We start from the raw sequence: 17,275 nt of genomic DNA on the forward strand, positions 1-17,275 counted from the left end.
AAATCTCCCCAAATAATTTAACGCCAGTTATTTTTCAAAAATAAATATTAAAGATTACTAATGTTACCCAAGGCAAACGTTTCCCTTTGCTTGCTTTTTTGGAATGTAAGCTGCTATTTCAATGAAAATTTAATGACAAGTTTAAAAAATATTAAAAATAGGTCGCATAACATATGTTTTTACGGTGCAAAATAAAACAAATTTAAAACATGAAAATTATTGATAGGATAATTGCGTGTTTTAGATGGGTTAATTGATGCTAGCTTACGTCCAATTGTGTATATCGCTTCTTGAAAATAAGTCTTATTACTTTCTTAGTTTTATGGACTTTGAGATTTTTGTATTTACTAAATGAGGTATAAGCTCTTGGTTGGACCATCAAAATTAACCGCACAAACCTATGTTGTAATCGGCCTAGATGGTCAAATTAAAGCTTTTGCGTCTAAAGAAAACTTGTTACCGGGAGAAGTGGTCGTTGAATTAGTAGAGGGGAAGATCCAACCTCAGCATGTATATATTGCTGACACAGAAGGTGAAGCTCAAACTGATTCTACCGACAAGCTTGCGAAAATATTAGAGGCCATCGAAAAAGGACAAGACCCGAGTGAACTAGGTGATGAATATGCTACTGAAGCTGGTGAAGTTACGGGTTCAAGTTTGACGGCCTCTGGTACTGTTGAACGAACGGGGGCAGAAGTACTAGCAAGTACTTTTTTTGAAACCGCCGGCGTGACGACAGAGCAAAGTACAACGCTATTTAATATTTCTCGATTCACAACCTCAGAGCTTGGTGAAACTGAAGCGTTGATTGATGGTGAAGATAGAGGTGCCGTTCAAGAAGACGTGACGCTTGGAACTTCTGGCAACCTCAGTGTTACTGATCCAAATACAGGTGAAGCGTTATTCCAATCACAGAGTGAGGTTCAAGATAGTTATTGGGGCGTCTTCTCAATTGATGCTTTCGGTAACTGGAATTATCAGCTGAATAATGAGCACGAAGAAGTGCAGGCTTTGGATCATGACAGTGACCCAGTCATCAGAAGTATTACCGTTTTATCTGTAGATGGCACTGAGCATGAAGTTGTGATCTCTATTACGGGCACCGAAGACGCGCCCGTTGTGACGGGCACATTCACGGGCAAGGTGACCGGAGGCAATCTCGGTGATGTTGTGACCGCAGCAGGTACCATTACTATCTCTGATGTTGATAACGGCGACGATCCGATTTTTGCAAACACCACCGTTACGGGCACCTATGGTGAGTTGGTGTTGGTGGATGGAAAGTGGACGTATACGCTGGATCAAAGCCAGGTTCAGCAGTTGGACGAGGGTGAGCAGGTACAAGACACCATCACCCTGACGGCAACCGATGGCACCCAACAAAACATCGTGATTGATATTACGGGCACCGAAGACGCACCAGTCGTGACGGGCACGTTCACCGGCAAGGTGACCGAAGGTAATCTCGGTGATGTCGCGACCGCAACAGGCTCCATTGTTATTACTGATGTTGATAATGGCGACGATCCGATTTTCGCAAACACTACCGTTACGGGCACCTATGGTGAGCTAGCATTGGTGGATGGGAAGTGGACGTATACGCTGGACCAAAGCCAGGTTCAGCAGTTGGACGAGGGTGATCAGGTGCAAGACATCATCACTCTCACGGCAACCGATGGCACCCAACAAAAGATTGTGATTGATATTACGGGCACCGAAGACACGCCAGTCGTGACGGGCACGTTTACGGGGTCGGTGACCGAAGGCAATCTCGGTGATGTCGCGACCGCAACAGGTACCATTACTATCTCTGATGTTGATAATGGCGATGAGCCAGTGTTCAGCAACACTACGGCTACGGGCACTTACGGTGAGCTGGTATTGGTGGATGGAAAGTGGACGTATACGCTGGATCAAAGCCAGGCTCAACAGCTGGACGAGGGTGAGCAGGTGCAAGACACCATCACCCTGACGGCGACCGATGGCACCCAACAAAAGATCGTGATTGATATTACGGGCACCGAAGACACGCCTATTGTTGACGGTACGTTCACGGGGTCGGTGACCGAAGGCAATCTCGGTGATGTTGTGACCGCAGCAGGTACCATTACTATCTATGATGTTGATAATGGCGATGAGCCAGTGTTCAGCAACACTACCGTTACGGGCACCTACGGTGAGCTAGTATTGGTGGATGGGAAGTGGACGTATACGCTGGACCAAAGCCAGGTTCAACAGCTGGACGAGGGTGATCAGGTGCAAGACACCATCACCCTGACGGCAACCGATGGCACCCAACAAAACATCGTGATTGATATTACGGGCACCGAAGACGCGCCAGTCGTGACGGGCACGTTCACCGGTAAGGTGACTGAAGGCAATCTCGGTGATGTCGCGACCGCAACAGGTACCATTACTATTTCTGATGTTGATAATGGCGACGATCCGATTTTCGCAAACACTACCGTTACGGGCACCTATGGTGAGCTAGCATTGGTGGACGGGAAGTGGACGTATACGCTGGACCAAAGCCAGGTTCAACAGCTGGACGAGGGTGACCAGGTGCAAGACACCATCACCCTGACGGCAACCGATGGCACCCAACAAAACATCGTGATTGATATTACGGGCACTAATGATGTTCCTGAATTTGTTAGTGGGAGTAATGACAACTTTGGTCTGGATGCCCAAGGTAAAACCGACATCGATAGTTACCAGTTTAGCGTTGATGAAAACAGTCAATCGGGTGTAATTGGAAAAGTAAATGCATTCGATGTCGATCAGGACAGTCAGATTACGTATCACTTAAACGGTCATAGCGAACTGTTTGAAATCAACAGTCTTACTGGTGAGATCAGTGTCAAAAATAGTGCAAATCTGGACCATGAATCTATCGATAACTACCAGCTAGAAGTGGAAGCTCGTGACCAGTTTGGCGGTAAAGACACCGCTCAGGTCGAAGTGTTGGTTCGCGATATTAATGAAGCCCCTATTGCTGAAGATGATAAGGGCATTGAAAAAACAACCAAGACACTTGACCAGAGCAACTGGGATGATAGCACTGATATCACAGTCGATTACTATGTGATTGATACTCGATCTGGAAACAAGGTTTCTGATGCATCGAAAGCTGATTATGTTGGTGACGGCGACCACAAATATGGCGTTAGTTCTGCGCTAGACAGCGGCTCTGACCGGGTTCAAGATGGTCAGATTCGATATGATGATGCAACTGGACAAAGTGAAGCAATGCGCTTCTCCTTCGCTAATGGTCAGGTTGCCGATCATGCTGAAGTTGAAGTGAAAAACCTATGGACAGACACTTCGAACGGTAGCTGGGAGCCTGGTATTGAGCGCGGTGTTTGGAAGGCTTACTACAAAGGTGACTTGGTTGCGACAGGTGTGTTTGAAGGTACCCGTGGTGGTAATCAAGTAGTCAACATCAATGCAGATGGGCGTTTCTTCGATAGTATTGAAATGTCTACTACCAGCTATAAAGACGGTGTCATTGATCCTAAAGGCTCAGAGTACTTTATTACTCAGGTATCAGCGGACCTGACGACCTTTGATGAAGCTTACCAGACCAACGGCTCAGGCACTTTAGAGCTGGATGTTCTAGCGAATGACAGCGACCCGGATGGTGACGCTCTGACTATTATCGACTATCCATCAGAAAGCTTCCTTAGTCTGCAAGATGGTAAATTGGTCTTTGATGCGGCCAAGCACCTAGAGTCACTGCCAGCTGATCAACAAACCCTGAAAACGGGTGAAGTGAAAGATTATACCTTCGAATACACCATCCGTGATGACGACGGTCTGACTGATAAAGCAAAAGTTACCGTTAGTGTGATGGGTGAGCCTATGTCGCTCAGTGATGCACACGCAGCATTGGATGAATCTCAAGTTGGCACGGATACTGGCGTACATGCTGAAGGCAACTTTATCGCAAACCTCGGGTCTGCAACGGAGGCTGAATATCACTTCAACGCCGATCAAAACCTAGGTGGTTTCACCAGTGATGGTAAAGAGGTTGTGTTTGAAGTGAGTGCAGATCAGAGCACTCTAACTGGTTATACTGGAACAGGTGCCGACCGCATCAAAGTGGTTCAAGCCAACATAGATAGCAAAACGGGTCATTTCACAGTTGATCAACATATGCCTCTTGATCATGCGGAGCAGGGGGCGGACATGCTGGATATCCGCGCTAGCGTCGAGGTGGATGCCGGAGGTCAGTCTGAGAGTGCCACCTTGCATCTGAATGTGACGGATTCATTACCGTCATCGTCTTCAGCTCACTACGAAATAAATGATGTTGATTCACAAAGTAATAGTGTTGTGATTGCACTTGATGCGTCAGAATCAATGCTCGACTGGGTAACAGATGCAGACGGACAATATGTTACTCGCTGGCAACTTGCTCAAGACTCTATTAAGTCAATGTTTGAGCAATACCAAGATTTGGGTCCAGTAAGTTTTAGAATTGCAACTTACAGCGGACAACCATCTGGCCAGATTTCTGAGTGGCTAGATTCTGCCGAGGCCATTGATTCCTTTATCTCTGGTATACATCCATATGCATCGACGCCATATAACCAGGCCGTTGACCAAATAAATGAAATACTTAGTGATCCAGAAGATGATGCATTGCTTAGTAATACCGATACCCAGCTTTACTTTATCTCAGATGGTCGACCTTCCGATTTTACCTATTGGACAAATCAAACGAACGTGGGAGAAATTCAAACCCGTGAAAACTTGATTAAGTGGTCAACATCAGATGATTTTGAAAGTGAACAGCGTTATCAGGACATAGTGAATGGTCGGGTTCAGCCTACTTCTGAAGAAGAGGGCATCATTCTGCAAAATGCGATGGAAAATAGCATCAGCAGTAGCGGTCAGGATGTTGAAAATATCTGGTCTGTTGGTATTGGTAATGGAGCGTCTCTGGAACATCTGGAGTCGATCGCGACAGATAAAGGCAGTGCTATTGTCGTTGTAGATGATTCTCAGATTGGGGATTTGCTTAGTAAAACGGTCTCAGGCCAGTTGCAAGGCAACCTTCTGGATGACAATGGCGGTGATGCTCAGTGGGTAGATCACATCACTATCGATGGCGAGATATATTACTACAACAAAGTAAACGGTGATGTCACTAACAGCGATGGCACGAAAATATCGGACCATTCTCTGGCGCAAATTGATACCAACCACGGCAAGCTGACCATTAACTTTGAAAATGGTCACTACGACTATCAAGCGAGCAATGTTGTAGGTCATCAACAAGAGAAGCTTGACGTTACGGTTATCGATGCTGACGGTGATACTACAAATAGCGAAGTTACCATTGATATCCGAGATCGCGCACCAGAATTCATCAGTGTCGGTGATACAGACCAAACCCATGGCACCGATGCCAACGGTATGCCAACAGAAGATACAGCAAGCTTTGACGTCGCTGAGCAAGAAGTTGGGGTATTAGTCGGCCAGGTGGAAGCGTTTGATCCGGATGGCAGTGACACCATAAAGTATGAATTGAGTGGTGGTGATGCTGATCTATTCCGTGTTGACTCGAATAGCGGTGAGATTTGGCTGAAAGATGGTGTAAAACTGGATCACTCGACTCAGCAAACGTATCAGTTGGAAGTGTCTGCAAGCGATGGTGTGGATACCGATACAACTCAGGTTATCCTGAATGTCACTGAGAACCATGCCCCAACCTCATCTCCAGTTCAGGGCTTTGCTCAGATGGAAGACTTACCGATCAATAAAGTGACGGTAGTGTTCGACCACTCGAACAGCATGACCCGTACCTTTGACGGTGAGAATACCGTGGGTCGTGATGCAACCGCACCGAAAACTGAATCGAGAGCTTACAAAGCAGCAGCAGCGTTACATTCCATGGTTGAAAACATGATTGCCGATGGAGGAGAATCAAATACCTATATCCGCCTGGTACGTTTCGACGGTGATACATCCACACATAGCTGGCTGACCTTGAGTGAAGTTGAGTTGATGACACGCCCACCAGAGATGAATGGCCGTGATTCAAACGATTTAAGTTTCCAAAATGAAGTTTCAGAATATGTGCGCAACTGGTGTGACGTAGAATACGGTACCAATACGGATTACGATAAAGCTTTAGAGGCTGTAATGGAGCCTGGTGAGGCAAGTAATGCCGTTTACCCTTGGCAGGATGGTTGGGACTATTTCGGTCCAGAAAAACCGTCAGAGAGTAAGGACACCATATTCTTTATCTCAGATGGCGAACCCAACCCTAGCGAGGGCGCTGTTACTTCTCCTGATCTAGACGAGCGCTGGGAGGATTACAAACAGACTCATGACGCCAAGGTATATGGGATTGGTATTGCTCTCTCTGATAATGTCAAAGCAGCAGAGGCTCTAGATGAGCTTAGCGACAAAGTGGTGTTTATCGACTCAGGTGAAGACTTGGGGCAGTACCTAAACCAGTTCTCTCCCGATCCAATTGCCGGTGAGTTACTGGCGGGAAGCCAGGACGCTGATGGTGATAGCATGACCGTTTCTTTGGCAGAAGGCGATTTCACTCTGTTGGGCGCAGATCTGCACGGTGTAAGCGTAAATCAGCCGTTAGTTTCTTCAACCAGTGACGTAGATGGTCAACTTCATATCCAGACAGCGTTCGGTACTTTGGAAGTGTCATCCAATGGCAGTTATAGCTTTACTCAAAGCGATGAACTTACTCTACAGGGGGACCAGCAGGCGGATTTGCATTTCTTGTTTAAAGTGTCTGATGGTAAAGGTGGCATAAGTGAAAACGTCTTTACACTTACATTAAACGATTCTGGTACCGATATTGCCCAAACTGAGCGCCATGCGTCGGTGGGAGATGAGTTTGCGAATAGTATCACTGGTGGCGAAAGCATTGATATTTTGCTAGGACAAGCAGGTGAAGATACGTTGAGTGGTGGCGCAGGCGATGACATTCTGGTTGGTGGGCTTGGAAACGATATCCTGACGGGAGGTCTAGGCAGTGACATCTTAACAGGTGGAGAGGGTCTTGACACCTTCACCTTTACTCAAGAATCACTGGACATGACGTCATCAAGAGATGTGATTAAAGACTTTAGGCTGGATGAAGACAAGTTGGATTTGAGTGACATTCTTGAGTTTGTCGGTGACGAAACAACGGATATGGATAACTTGTTGGAACACGTAAGCGCAGACTACGATAGTGCCCAAGATACTCTGAATTTGACGATTACTGGAGAAGACAGCAACACAATGTCCGTGGCATTAGAGAACTTTGATTTATCAGGATTGGAGCTAGGGTCGTCAGCGACATCTCATGAAATCGTTGATCAGCTGTTCCATCACCAAGTTTTTAGCGTGGATTAATATTACCTGAAGATAAAGTTATTTTAGTAAATAGCACCTGATTGAATCATCAGGTGCTATTTTTTATTTCTGCCGCGGCTAGCTACCGACTTTTTGCTTAACCACTTTAAAAATTAGCAGTAGTAAATGCACTGCTTCTGCACTTTAAGTGGTTCTTTGATTACATGTTTTGATAGCTTGGTCCGCCACCACCTTCTGGCGCTTTCCATGTGATGTTCTGTGAAGGATCTTTGATGTCACAGGTTTTGCAATGCACGCAGTTGGCGGCATTTATCTGAAACTTCAACTTACTCTCAACTTCCACCACTTCGTAAACCCCTGCAGGGCAATAGCGCTGGCTCGGCTCGTCATACATACCCAAATTCACATCAATTGGAATGTGAGGATAAGTCAGAACAAGGTGACAAGGTTGATTCTCTTCGTGCTGTGTTCCCGACAAAAATACCGACGAAGGCTTATCAAAACTGATTTCACCATCTGGTTTTGGGTATGCAATTGGTTGGCACTCTTGTTTAGGTTTTAACTGTTCGTGATCGTACGAATAGTCCTTGATAGTCCAAGGTAACGGCTTCTTAACCAGTGGTTGCCATAGGTTATGCTCAAAGGTCGAAAGTGCACCGCCCAGTATGCTGCCAAACTTGTGGATGTTCGCACCAAAGTTACGTGTTTCGGTGAGCTCGTCATACAACCATGATGATTCAAACAATGACTGGTAGTCTGGCTCAGAAGCCCCAGTTTGTAGGGCAGTATGTACTGCTTCTGCTGCAATGATTCCGGACTTCATGGCTGTGTGGCTGCCTTTAATTTTAGCGACATTCAAAGTTCCTGCATCACAACCAATCAATAAACCGCCGGGGAATTGCTGTTTCGGCAGAGAAGAAAGCCCACCTTTTGCAATGGCTCTTGCACCATATGCGATACGTTGGGCACCTTTTAGGTGCTGCTCGATAGCTGGATGATGCTTAAAGCGTTGAAACTCGTCAAACGGGCTTAGGTAAGGGTTGCTGTAGTTTAAATCTACGATCAAACCGACCGCGATTTGGTTGTTTTCCATATGATATAGAAAACCGCCGCCAGTGGTATTTGTCTCGCTCAAAGGCCAGCCAGCGGAGTGGATAACACTGCCAGATACATCCTTGCTGTCAGAGGGTAATTCCCATATCTCTTTTAAGCCAAGCGCGTAGTGCTGAGGTTGCTTGCCTGCGTCTAGGTCGAACCTTTGAATAAGTTCTTTACCCAGATGTCCGCGACAACCTTCAGCAAAAAGGGTGTATTTTGCCTTTAGCTCGATACCTGGCTCAAAGTTAGGTTTGGCTTGGCCGTTCTTATCTAGTCCCATATCGCTCGTATTAATGCCTGTCACGGCGCCAGTCTGATCATAATTGATGTTTGCAGCGGCAAAGCCAGGAAAAACTTCCACCCCAAGACTTTCTGCTTGGTTAGCGAGCCAACGGCAAAGGTTGGCAAGGCTAATTACATAATTATTTTCGCCATTTATCATTGGACGTGGCGTAAGGAAATGAGGGACGCGAATATGGTTTTGCTCAGTAGTAAGATAAAGGAAATGGTCTTGCTGAACTGAGGCTGATAGCGGGGCATCCATTTCTTTCCAATCGGGGAAAAGTTCATCCAAGGCACTAGTTTCAAAAACAGCGCCAGATAAAATATGTGCGCCCACTTCTGAGCCTTTTTCTACAACGCAAATTGAAAGTGCGTCACCTTCACTGTCTTGGTTGAGTTGAGCTAGGCGACAAGCGGCACTTAAGCCCGCAGGTCCGGCTCCCACGATCACGACATCAAACTCCATGCATTCTCGTTCCATCTATCTGCTTCCTTTCTATTATCGTCATCTGCGTGACAGGTTTTTGGTTTCTATACAGAAAACTATAGCTCAGTTGACGTTAACGTGAAGTGAACTAAGCTCAAGTAATGGATCTGACGTGTTATACGAGGCATGACCATGGACGACCGACCATTTGCAACACTTGTCATTGCGGAACATGACAACCAGTCCTTGGCTGTAGGGACGCTGTGTGCAATTAAAGCGGCATTTGATATTAAGGATGATGATAAATCGCTTCCTGTTTCTGTATTGCTTATTGGTTATCAGTGCCAATCGGTTTTGGATGAGTTGAAGTGCGTTAAGGGCGTTGCAGAAATTATCTGGGTTGACGCAAAGGAATACGAGCATGGGTTAGCGGAAAACATTGCGCCTTTGATCTCACAAGTAGCCAAAAATTACTCACACATTCTTTCTCCTGCCAGTACGTTTGGTAAGAATGTGATGCCTCGCGTGGCGGCGTTGCTCGATGTAGGGCAACTTTCGGACGTGATGACCATCGAGTCTATCGATACGGTGATTCGTCCAATTTATGCCGGGAATGCATTGGCTACAGTCACGTCGAACGCTCCCTTTAAAGTGATGACCATACGAAGTACGGCTTTTGATGCCGTAGAGCTGTCAGACACGCCAGTTGTCCCTAAGGTTACTCAAGTCGATACGGTTATTATCAATAAACTTAGTGAGTTTATTTCGCAGCAAACGCCAGAAAGTGAACGACCAGAATTGCCAGCGGCTAGAGTGGTGGTATCGGGTGGTCGTGCATTCGGGAGTAAAGAGAAGTTTGCTTTAGTCGAACAATTGGCTGACAAGTTAGGTGGAGCGGTAGGAGCGTCCAGAGCGGCGGTCGATGCGGGTTATGTGTCTAATGACCATCAAGTCGGGCAAACCGGTAAAATTGTTGCACCTGAATTATACATTGCCGTAGGAATTTCTGGTGCTATTCAACATTTAGCGGGAATGAAAGACTCAAAGGTGATTGTCGCAATTAACAGCGATCCCGATGCGCCTATTTTTGACATCGCTGACTATGGGTTGGTCGGCGATTTATTTGAGGTGATGCCGGAGTTGCTAGCGAAGCTGTAGATATAATCTGTTCTCTCAAACAAAAGGCTTCCGAACTGGAAGCCTTTATCATTTGGTTTTTACCAGTTACTTTTCGCTCGGGCGTTGCAGGTGTTCTGCAAGCACTTTAGTAAACCTTGCTGCTTCACCACCAGTACAAGCGCGATGATCAAACGTTACGGATAGCGGCATTGCTTTCACCGAAATTGCTTGACCATTTCTTATCACCACTCGGTCGAGTATTCGACCAGCACCAACAATAGCGACTTGCGGAGGTGTGACGACAGGTGTCGCGTAAATGCCGGCAATCGCTCCGAAGTTGGAAAGCGTAATCGTCGCGTGCTGCAATTGCTCTCGACCGATTTTTCTCTCTCTGATCCCTTCAACAGTTTGATCGAGCCAACGACGAACATCTTGTGGCTCGTATTCATCTGCGTGGCGCAATACGGGTACGTACAAGCCATGACGGCTATCTACAGCAATACCAAGGTTAACCGTATTGTGCACGCAGCGCGTCATGGTTTCTGCATCAAACCAAGCATTTAAAGCGGGCTCTTCCTGACAAGCATGAACAATCGCTTGAACCAGACGGATACTGATGTCTTCGTTCGGCAGCCAGTCTTCCAGCAGCGCTTCTTCTGTAATGGTCACGGCAGCAACGTGCTCGTGTGACTCAGTCATCGACGACACCATGGTGCGTCGAGCGCCTTTCAATACTTCGGTGCCCGGACGCTGTTTTCCGGCTTCGTCGTAAATGTCGGCATCAACGATAAGACCGTTTGGACCACTGCCTGACACGAGATTAAGATCTACCCCAAGTTTTTGTGCCAATAGACGAGCCGACGGTAGAGCAGTAACTAGATTACTCTCAGTCGCGTTGTGATTGCCACCAATCCAGAAGTCATCGACGTTAACGTGATGCGCTTGATGAGAAACATTGCCGACAACGGTTGCGGCGTCAGCGGTCTCTTTTTTCTCTACCGTTGCCCCGCGCTCTGCGCCAGTTTCGTCAATTTCGAGTAGCAATGCGCCAATATTGACGATATCACCTTCTTCCCCATGGCGGCTGACTACACGGCCCGAGTAGGGGGCGGGAACGTCGACCGTCGCTTTTGCTGTCTCGACAGTTAAGATCACTTGATCCAACTTAACCATGTCACCGACATTAACGTGCCATTTTACAATTTCTGATTCAGCGAGGCCTTCGCCGAGATCGGGTAAGTTAAACGTCTTCATTTCCAATCCTCCACGAGTTCGCGCGCTGCGGTCACAATGTCTTCTTCCTGAACCATGAAATAATCTTCGTTACGGTAATAAGGCATAATGGTATCCATTCCAGTTACTCGTTTAGGTGGGGCTTTTAGTAAGCACATGGCGTGTTCGGCTGTTCGAGCTAAAAGCTCAGAGCCCACACCACAAGTTTTACTCGCTTCATGAACAACGAGTAAACGTCCGGTTTTTTCTAGTGAGCTGAAAATCGTTGCGGTATCAATTGGCTTAATGCTCGCCAAATCAATCACCTCGACTTCAATTCCTTGACTAGATAAGGTCTGTGCGGCTTGAAGTGACTCTACGACGCATGCGCCCCAAGTAACAAGCGTGATATCTCGCCCCTTACGTAAGGTGAAGCAGGTGTCGAGTGGAAGTGCTTCGCCATTATCAACGACTTCAGATTTTACGGTTCGATAAATGCGTTTCGGTTCGAAGAACATGACAGGATCATTACTTCGAATCGCGGCGAGAAGCAGGCCGTATGCGCGTTGAGGTGAAGAAGGAATCACTACTTTAAAACCAGCAGTGTGCGCAAATAGCGCCTCTACACTTTCTGAGTGGTGCTCTGGAGCGTGGATACCGCCACCAAATGGCGCACGAAAAACCGCAGGGCAAGTGAGGCGGCCGCGAGTTCGGTTACGCATGCGTGCCGCGTGGCACATTAAGTGCTCCATTGCCGGAAAAACAAAACCTTGAAATTGAAATTCGGCGACAGGTCGTAATCCTTGCGTTGCCATACCGACCGCAACACCGCCGATTAACGCTTCAGCGAGGGGCGTATCGATCACTCGTTTGAGACCAAACTCTTGTTTGAGCCCTACGGTGGCACGGAATACGCCACCATTATCACCTACGTCCTCACCTAACACGACAACATTTTGGTCTTGTTGCATTTCGTGGTGCAGAGCGAGGTTTACTGCTTCAACTAACGTTAGCTCAGCCATGTTTTCCTCCCTGCATTCGCATTGCTTTGTTGATGAGTTCATCTCTTTGAGCGTGAAGCTCTTGGGGAAGCGATTCATACAAATAATCGAACCCAGTTTCTGGTGCTTGTGACGGTAAGCTGAGGTAGCGCTCAACTGCCAGTTCCACTTGTTCCTTGCAGTATTCTAGCCATTGTTGCTCTTGTTCATCGCTCCAAGCACCTTGATTAAGGAGATACGTTTTAAGACGTGCTATAGGTTCGTATTGCCATGCGGTTTGAACATCGTCCTCTTTACGATAACGAGTCGCATCATCGGCAGTAGTGTGGTCACTTAATCGGTAACTGACCGCTTCGATGAGTGTTGCGCCTTTCCCTTTTCTCGCTCTCTCAAGTGCGGTCTTAGTTGCATCATAAACGGCGACGACATCGTTACCATCTACCGTAATGCCCGGTATACCAGCGCCTTGCGCTTTTTCTGATAAGAAATCGGCAGCACATTGAAGGCTACGCGGCACTGAAATTGCCCACTGGTTGTTATTCACGACGAAAACAAGTGGAATATTCCAAGCACCCGCACAGTTTATTGACTCTAGAAAATCCCCTTTGGATGTACCGCCATCGCCACACATGACTAGCGCAGCTTCATGGTTACCTTGAATTTTCAGTGCGGAAGCGACCCCGACAGCGTGCGTACATTGCGTCGCAATGGGAACACAGAATGGAAGATCTCGGCTAGGAATTGGGCTGCCCTCAGGAGCAAAATCACTACCGCGCTCATCACCGCCCCAGTATTGAAGATTCTTCTCCATGCCAATACCACGACACCACATTGCAGGCATATCGCGATAATAAGGGACAAATACATCATCGGCTTTCAGCGCTCTGCCGACCGCAATGCCGATGGCTTCAGCACCTAGGTGCGAAGGGTAGGTCCCTAACTTGCCGGTGCGTTGCAACGCAACGGCTTTGTTGTCGTAAGTGCGAGTCAATACCATGTCTCGGTAAAACCCGACCAAAGTTTCAGTGTCAGCCCAGTTGGGTAGTTGGCCGACTAGGTCCCCATGATGGTCGATAAACCGATGCATGGGTAATGCCTGAACGTTCATCTCAAGCTCCTTTTGACGCTGCGTGTCTTTTGGACTGCAGCTGTTCATATCAAACCAGAGTTTGTATGGGTACTCAAACTCTGATATCAGCGCAAAGGCCATACCTAAGGTTGCTTGTGTTTTCTATAGCTGTAGGCATCTGTACGTCCTTTAAACTATTTTCCGATAACACCGCTGCGGCTATTTCATCGCAAGACACAGAGAAACATTTTTTCTGCATCTAACCCTCTAACTAAATCGTGGTATAGCCAGATACAATAAGTGTAAACAAATTGTTAAATTGTGCTTCATTTTGACTTTCGCCCAGTAGTAAAGTTTTGCTTACACCTTGATTTGGTAGAGTAATATGCTGTTATTTTGTTGGTGGCATTTTTAAACTCGAATTTAATTACTGGTTAATGAAACATATTTGCAACAAAATTTGGCTGTAAAATTTGACAAAGTGAGTCATTATTAATGAATCAACTCAAGTAGTTGTTATGTGTTGTATTGAGATTTTTTGTTGTGCCCGAAACTCCGGCCTTATGAGAATACATAACTTCTTCCCAACAGAGTGGAATCAAGGTAGGGTGACGGCATTACAAATGTATACCCTTGGCGGTCCTTGAGCTTATCAGCAGTAGATGGCGCTCAAGTCGAAGTGATTATGGAGAAATTATGTATCACGCTCATGTTTATTTTCCTTTAAGAGAACAAGATAAAGCGCAAGCCTTGAACGAGATCATCCGTCAAGAGCGTCAAGATGTGCTGCGTGTGTTTCCTTTGGTTGGAAGATTGGTTGGCCCACATAAAATGCCGATGTTTGAAATTCATCTAGAGTCATTGAGTGAAGAGTTTTTGGCTTGGCTCGATACAATTCGAGGTGATTTTTCTGTGCTTATCCATCCTGTGAGTGAAGAAGAGTTGCTCGATCATACGGAACGCGCGATTTGGCTGGGTAGAGAGATTGGTGTATTTGAAGAGAAGCTAGAGAAATAGCTGTTCCTCCCGCATGTATGACCGCTTTGAATGCTTCTCCCCTCATCGCGGTCACCGTAGCAAGTTAGCCTTTTCATGTTCGTTAATAAGTCGCGATTTCCTTTTCTCCATTCTGCAGGCCCTGTTTTTGTGTGCTAAACCTACAAGTAGGTTTTTGAGCTTAAGCATCAGTGAGACCATGTTTCTGTTTAGCATGTCGTTAAATAAGTTTTGGCAGCAATAAAATAATAAGTTCAGATAAATGAAATAGGTATAGCAGGGAAGTGTAGTTTACGACCCCAACGCCATTGGCAGTGGAGCCGATAATTTCTGAGGGGGAAGGGTATGTTTTCGATACTCTTGGTCATACTTTCACTGTATATATTTTGGTTGTTGTTTCGCAACGGACCTGCATTTGCCGAGCGCGTCGCTCATCAAAAACGTAACTGGGTTGGACCTACCGCCAACAAAGAAGAATGGCGAGGATATTGTACGGATGTATTTCAGCCGTTCAGTTCTCAAACGACTTTTTACGCCATCGCTTATTTTGCGAATTATATTGCAGCAGCAAATGCGATATCTTGGTCAACAGTATATGAAGGGGATTACCCGATCATCATAAGCCGATTTGGTAGCTACTTTATTTTAAATACTCACGATTCACTAGTGGTTGCAGGGTTTATTGCGCTTGCTTTCTTTATCATCAATTGGCAGCTTGCCATGCACTGTTCTGGTATTCTTAGTCAGTATCTAGTGCGGATTCTTATTATCAATCGAACTCGCTTTGTTGCGATTAGCTTAGTGTTTTGCAGTTACTTTGCGTATCTCTTGACTGTTGGTATTTTCTGGTTGTTCCATGACGGTTATTCGATCTGGCACGGGTTAACGCTTACTCCTGTATTCTTATTATTAGCGTTATTGGTTGCGGTTGTTTTGCCATCTATGAAAAAAGAGAGCAATAAACGTTAGATAGACTTGCCACGTTAAATTACACACGATTTTAGGATAGTAATTCCTATGCCATTAAGTTAGCATTGCCGGCTTTTTAACGGTCTACAGGCCCTTATTAGTGGGAGGAACTATGTTTATCGGCTTTGACTATGGCACTGCAAACTGTTCAGTGGCAAAAATGGAATCGGGTGAGCCAGTAATGCTTAACCTAGAAGGGAGCAGTCCATTTATTCCTTCCACCCTTGCTGCACCGACTCGTGAATCGGTATCCGAGCACTTATTTCGCCATCGAGATATTAAACCATTAGATCAAGTTGGTGAGCAGGTTTTACGCCGGGCAATCAATTTAAACCGAGAAGAAAGTATTGATCTCGAATCTGACGACATTGCATTTGGTCAGGCGGCGCTTAATCTCTATTTGGAAGATCCTCGTGATATCTATTACGTAAAGTCGCCGAAGTCTTTTCTTGGCGCTTCTGGCTTGCGTGACGTGCAATTGGCTTTCTTCGAAGATCTTGTCTGCGCGATGATGGACAATATTAAGTCGCAAGCCGAAAACGATGCGCAGCAAAGTATTACCGATGCTGTTATCGGCCGGCCAATTAACTTCCATGGGCGTGGCGGTGAAACGGCTAACATTCAGGCTGAACGCATTTTGTTGCGGGCAGCGAAACGTGCGGGCTTCCAAAATGTGGAGTTTCAGTTTGAGCCTGTCGCGGCGGGCCTAGAGTATGAAGCGACACTCAGCGAAGACAAAACCATTCTAGTGGTCGATATTGGCGGTGGTACAACGGACTGCTCGTTGATTCAAATGGGGCCGTCTTGGCGTGGCAAAGCGGATAGGACCGCAAGTTTGTTAGCTCATAGTGGCCAGCGCGTCGGCGGGAATGATCTTGATATCGCGTTAGCATTTAAGCAGCTCATGTTCCCGTTTGGCATGGAAAGCAAAATGGAGTCAGGTATTGTGATGCCGACCACCCAATTCTGGAACCCGATAGCAATCAACAATGTAGAAGCGCAGAGTGATTTCTATTCTCGAGAGAACCTATCCGCGTTGAAGTTGCTTCAAAAGCAGGCTCAAGAGCCAGAAAAGCTTGCTCGTTTGCTAGAGGTGTATCATGAGTCTTTAGGCTACAACATTGTTCGCCGTGCCGAAGAAGCGAAAGTGGCGCTTTCAGAACAAGCTTCTTACCGAACTGGCATCAACTTACTGTCAGAACTGATTGAAGTCGATGTGCAACGAGACGAAATGATCGAAGCGATTCAGTCGCCGAAGAATAAAATGACGGCGTTGGTGACAGAAGCGGTAGAGCAAGCTGGGGTGAAACCCGATGCTATCTTTATGACTGGTGGTTCGGCACGCTCGCCAATCTTGCGCGATGCGGTGCAAACCGTACTGCCAAATATTCCGGTTGTCAGTGGAAATTATTTTGGCTCGGTAACTGCTGGCCTAGCTCGTTGGGCTGAGGTCTGTTTCAAGTAGAAAGAAAACTAATTGCGCTATGGGCATTGTTACCAAATTTATGACTTCGCTTAGGCTTATCAAATGATGGTTGGAAGACTTCGCTGAGAGATTGAGTTTCATGCGAGTAGGGAACCTTGTTAGGGTTCTTAAATCTTTCAATGTCATTCTGAACAATGAGGGACGAGCGTGATTCAGAATCTATTGTCCGAGCATGCTGTTATGTATATGACTGCGTCTCGCTAAGTGCTACTCGCTGCCATTATTCTGAAGAATCGAGTTATGATCTATCGGAATAATGATTTTTACTAAGCTGAAATAAA

Annotated in this window: 9 protein-coding genes; 5 read left to right on the forward strand and 4 right to left on the reverse strand. The window is 46.3% G+C overall.

Annotation, left to right across the window (positions count from 1 at the left end; all coding sequences use genetic code 11):
- The first annotated feature begins 366 nt into the window (after positions 1-366).
- Positions 367-7,374: a VCBS domain-containing protein gene (locus ACWYVB_RS02925; protein WP_457527889.1), complete on the forward strand. Its 7,008-nt coding sequence runs from the start codon at positions 367-369 to the stop codon at positions 7,372-7,374.
- 160 nt (positions 7,375-7,534) lie between these two features.
- On the opposite strand, the gene ACWYVB_RS02930 is transcribed toward ACWYVB_RS02925, so the two are convergent.
- Positions 7,535-9,196, reverse strand: a complete 1,662-nt coding sequence (locus ACWYVB_RS02930) for an electron transfer flavoprotein-ubiquinone oxidoreductase (RefSeq protein ID WP_457527890.1) — start codon at positions 9,194-9,196, stop codon at positions 7,535-7,537.
- A gap of 138 nt (positions 9,197-9,334) precedes the next feature.
- Between ACWYVB_RS02930 and ACWYVB_RS02935 the strand changes: the two genes are divergently transcribed.
- A complete protein-coding gene (locus ACWYVB_RS02935; RefSeq protein ID WP_457527892.1) occupies positions 9,335-10,300 on the forward strand; it encodes an electron transfer flavoprotein subunit alpha/FixB family protein in 966 nt (321 codons plus the stop codon).
- 66 nt (positions 10,301-10,366) lie between these two features.
- Here ACWYVB_RS02935 and ACWYVB_RS02940 read toward each other — a convergent pair whose 3' ends face one another.
- From ACWYVB_RS02940 to pdhA, 3 genes are read right to left on the reverse strand one after another with little or no spacing between them, the layout of a single operon-like run.
- Positions 10,367-11,515, reverse strand: a complete 1,149-nt coding sequence (locus tag ACWYVB_RS02940) for a dihydrolipoamide acetyltransferase family protein (protein WP_457527894.1) — start codon at positions 11,513-11,515, stop codon at positions 10,367-10,369.
- Positions 11,512-12,495 carry an alpha-ketoacid dehydrogenase subunit beta gene (locus tag ACWYVB_RS02945; protein ID WP_005395620.1) on the reverse strand — a complete coding sequence of 328 codons (984 nt, stop codon included), beginning with the start codon at positions 12,493-12,495 and terminating at the stop codon, positions 11,512-11,514. Before ACWYVB_RS02945 ends, ACWYVB_RS02940 begins: the two co-directional genes overlap by 4 nt.
- Entirely contained in the window at positions 12,488-13,582 is a 1,095-nt protein-coding gene (gene pdhA, locus ACWYVB_RS02950) for a pyruvate dehydrogenase (acetyl-transferring) E1 component subunit alpha (RefSeq protein ID WP_012842500.1), read from the reverse strand. The genes ACWYVB_RS02945 and pdhA overlap by 8 nt, the downstream gene beginning before the upstream one ends.
- 657 nt (positions 13,583-14,239) lie before the next feature.
- On the opposite strand from pdhA, the gene ACWYVB_RS02955 reads away from it, so the two are divergent.
- The 3 genes from ACWYVB_RS02955 (at position 14,240) to yegD (ending at position 16,973) form a co-directional block, all read left to right on the forward strand.
- Positions 14,240-14,560: a DOPA 4,5-dioxygenase family protein gene (locus tag ACWYVB_RS02955; protein WP_005375836.1), complete on the forward strand. Its 321-nt coding sequence runs from the start codon at positions 14,240-14,242 to the stop codon at positions 14,558-14,560.
- A gap of 324 nt (positions 14,561-14,884) precedes the next feature.
- Positions 14,885-15,508, forward strand: coding sequence for a hypothetical protein (locus ACWYVB_RS02960; protein ID WP_253645101.1), 624 nt, complete (start codon positions 14,885-14,887; stop codon positions 15,506-15,508).
- A 112-nt stretch (positions 15,509-15,620) separates the two neighbouring features.
- The gene (gene yegD, locus ACWYVB_RS02965; RefSeq protein ID WP_006742470.1) at positions 15,621-16,973 is read left to right on the forward strand and encodes a molecular chaperone; all 1,353 of its coding nucleotides are present in this window, start codon (positions 15,621-15,623) and stop codon (positions 16,971-16,973) included.
- The last annotated feature ends 302 nt before the right edge of the window (positions 16,974-17,275 follow it).

It is taken from the genome of Vibrio sp. JZG10, assembly GCF_054064075.1.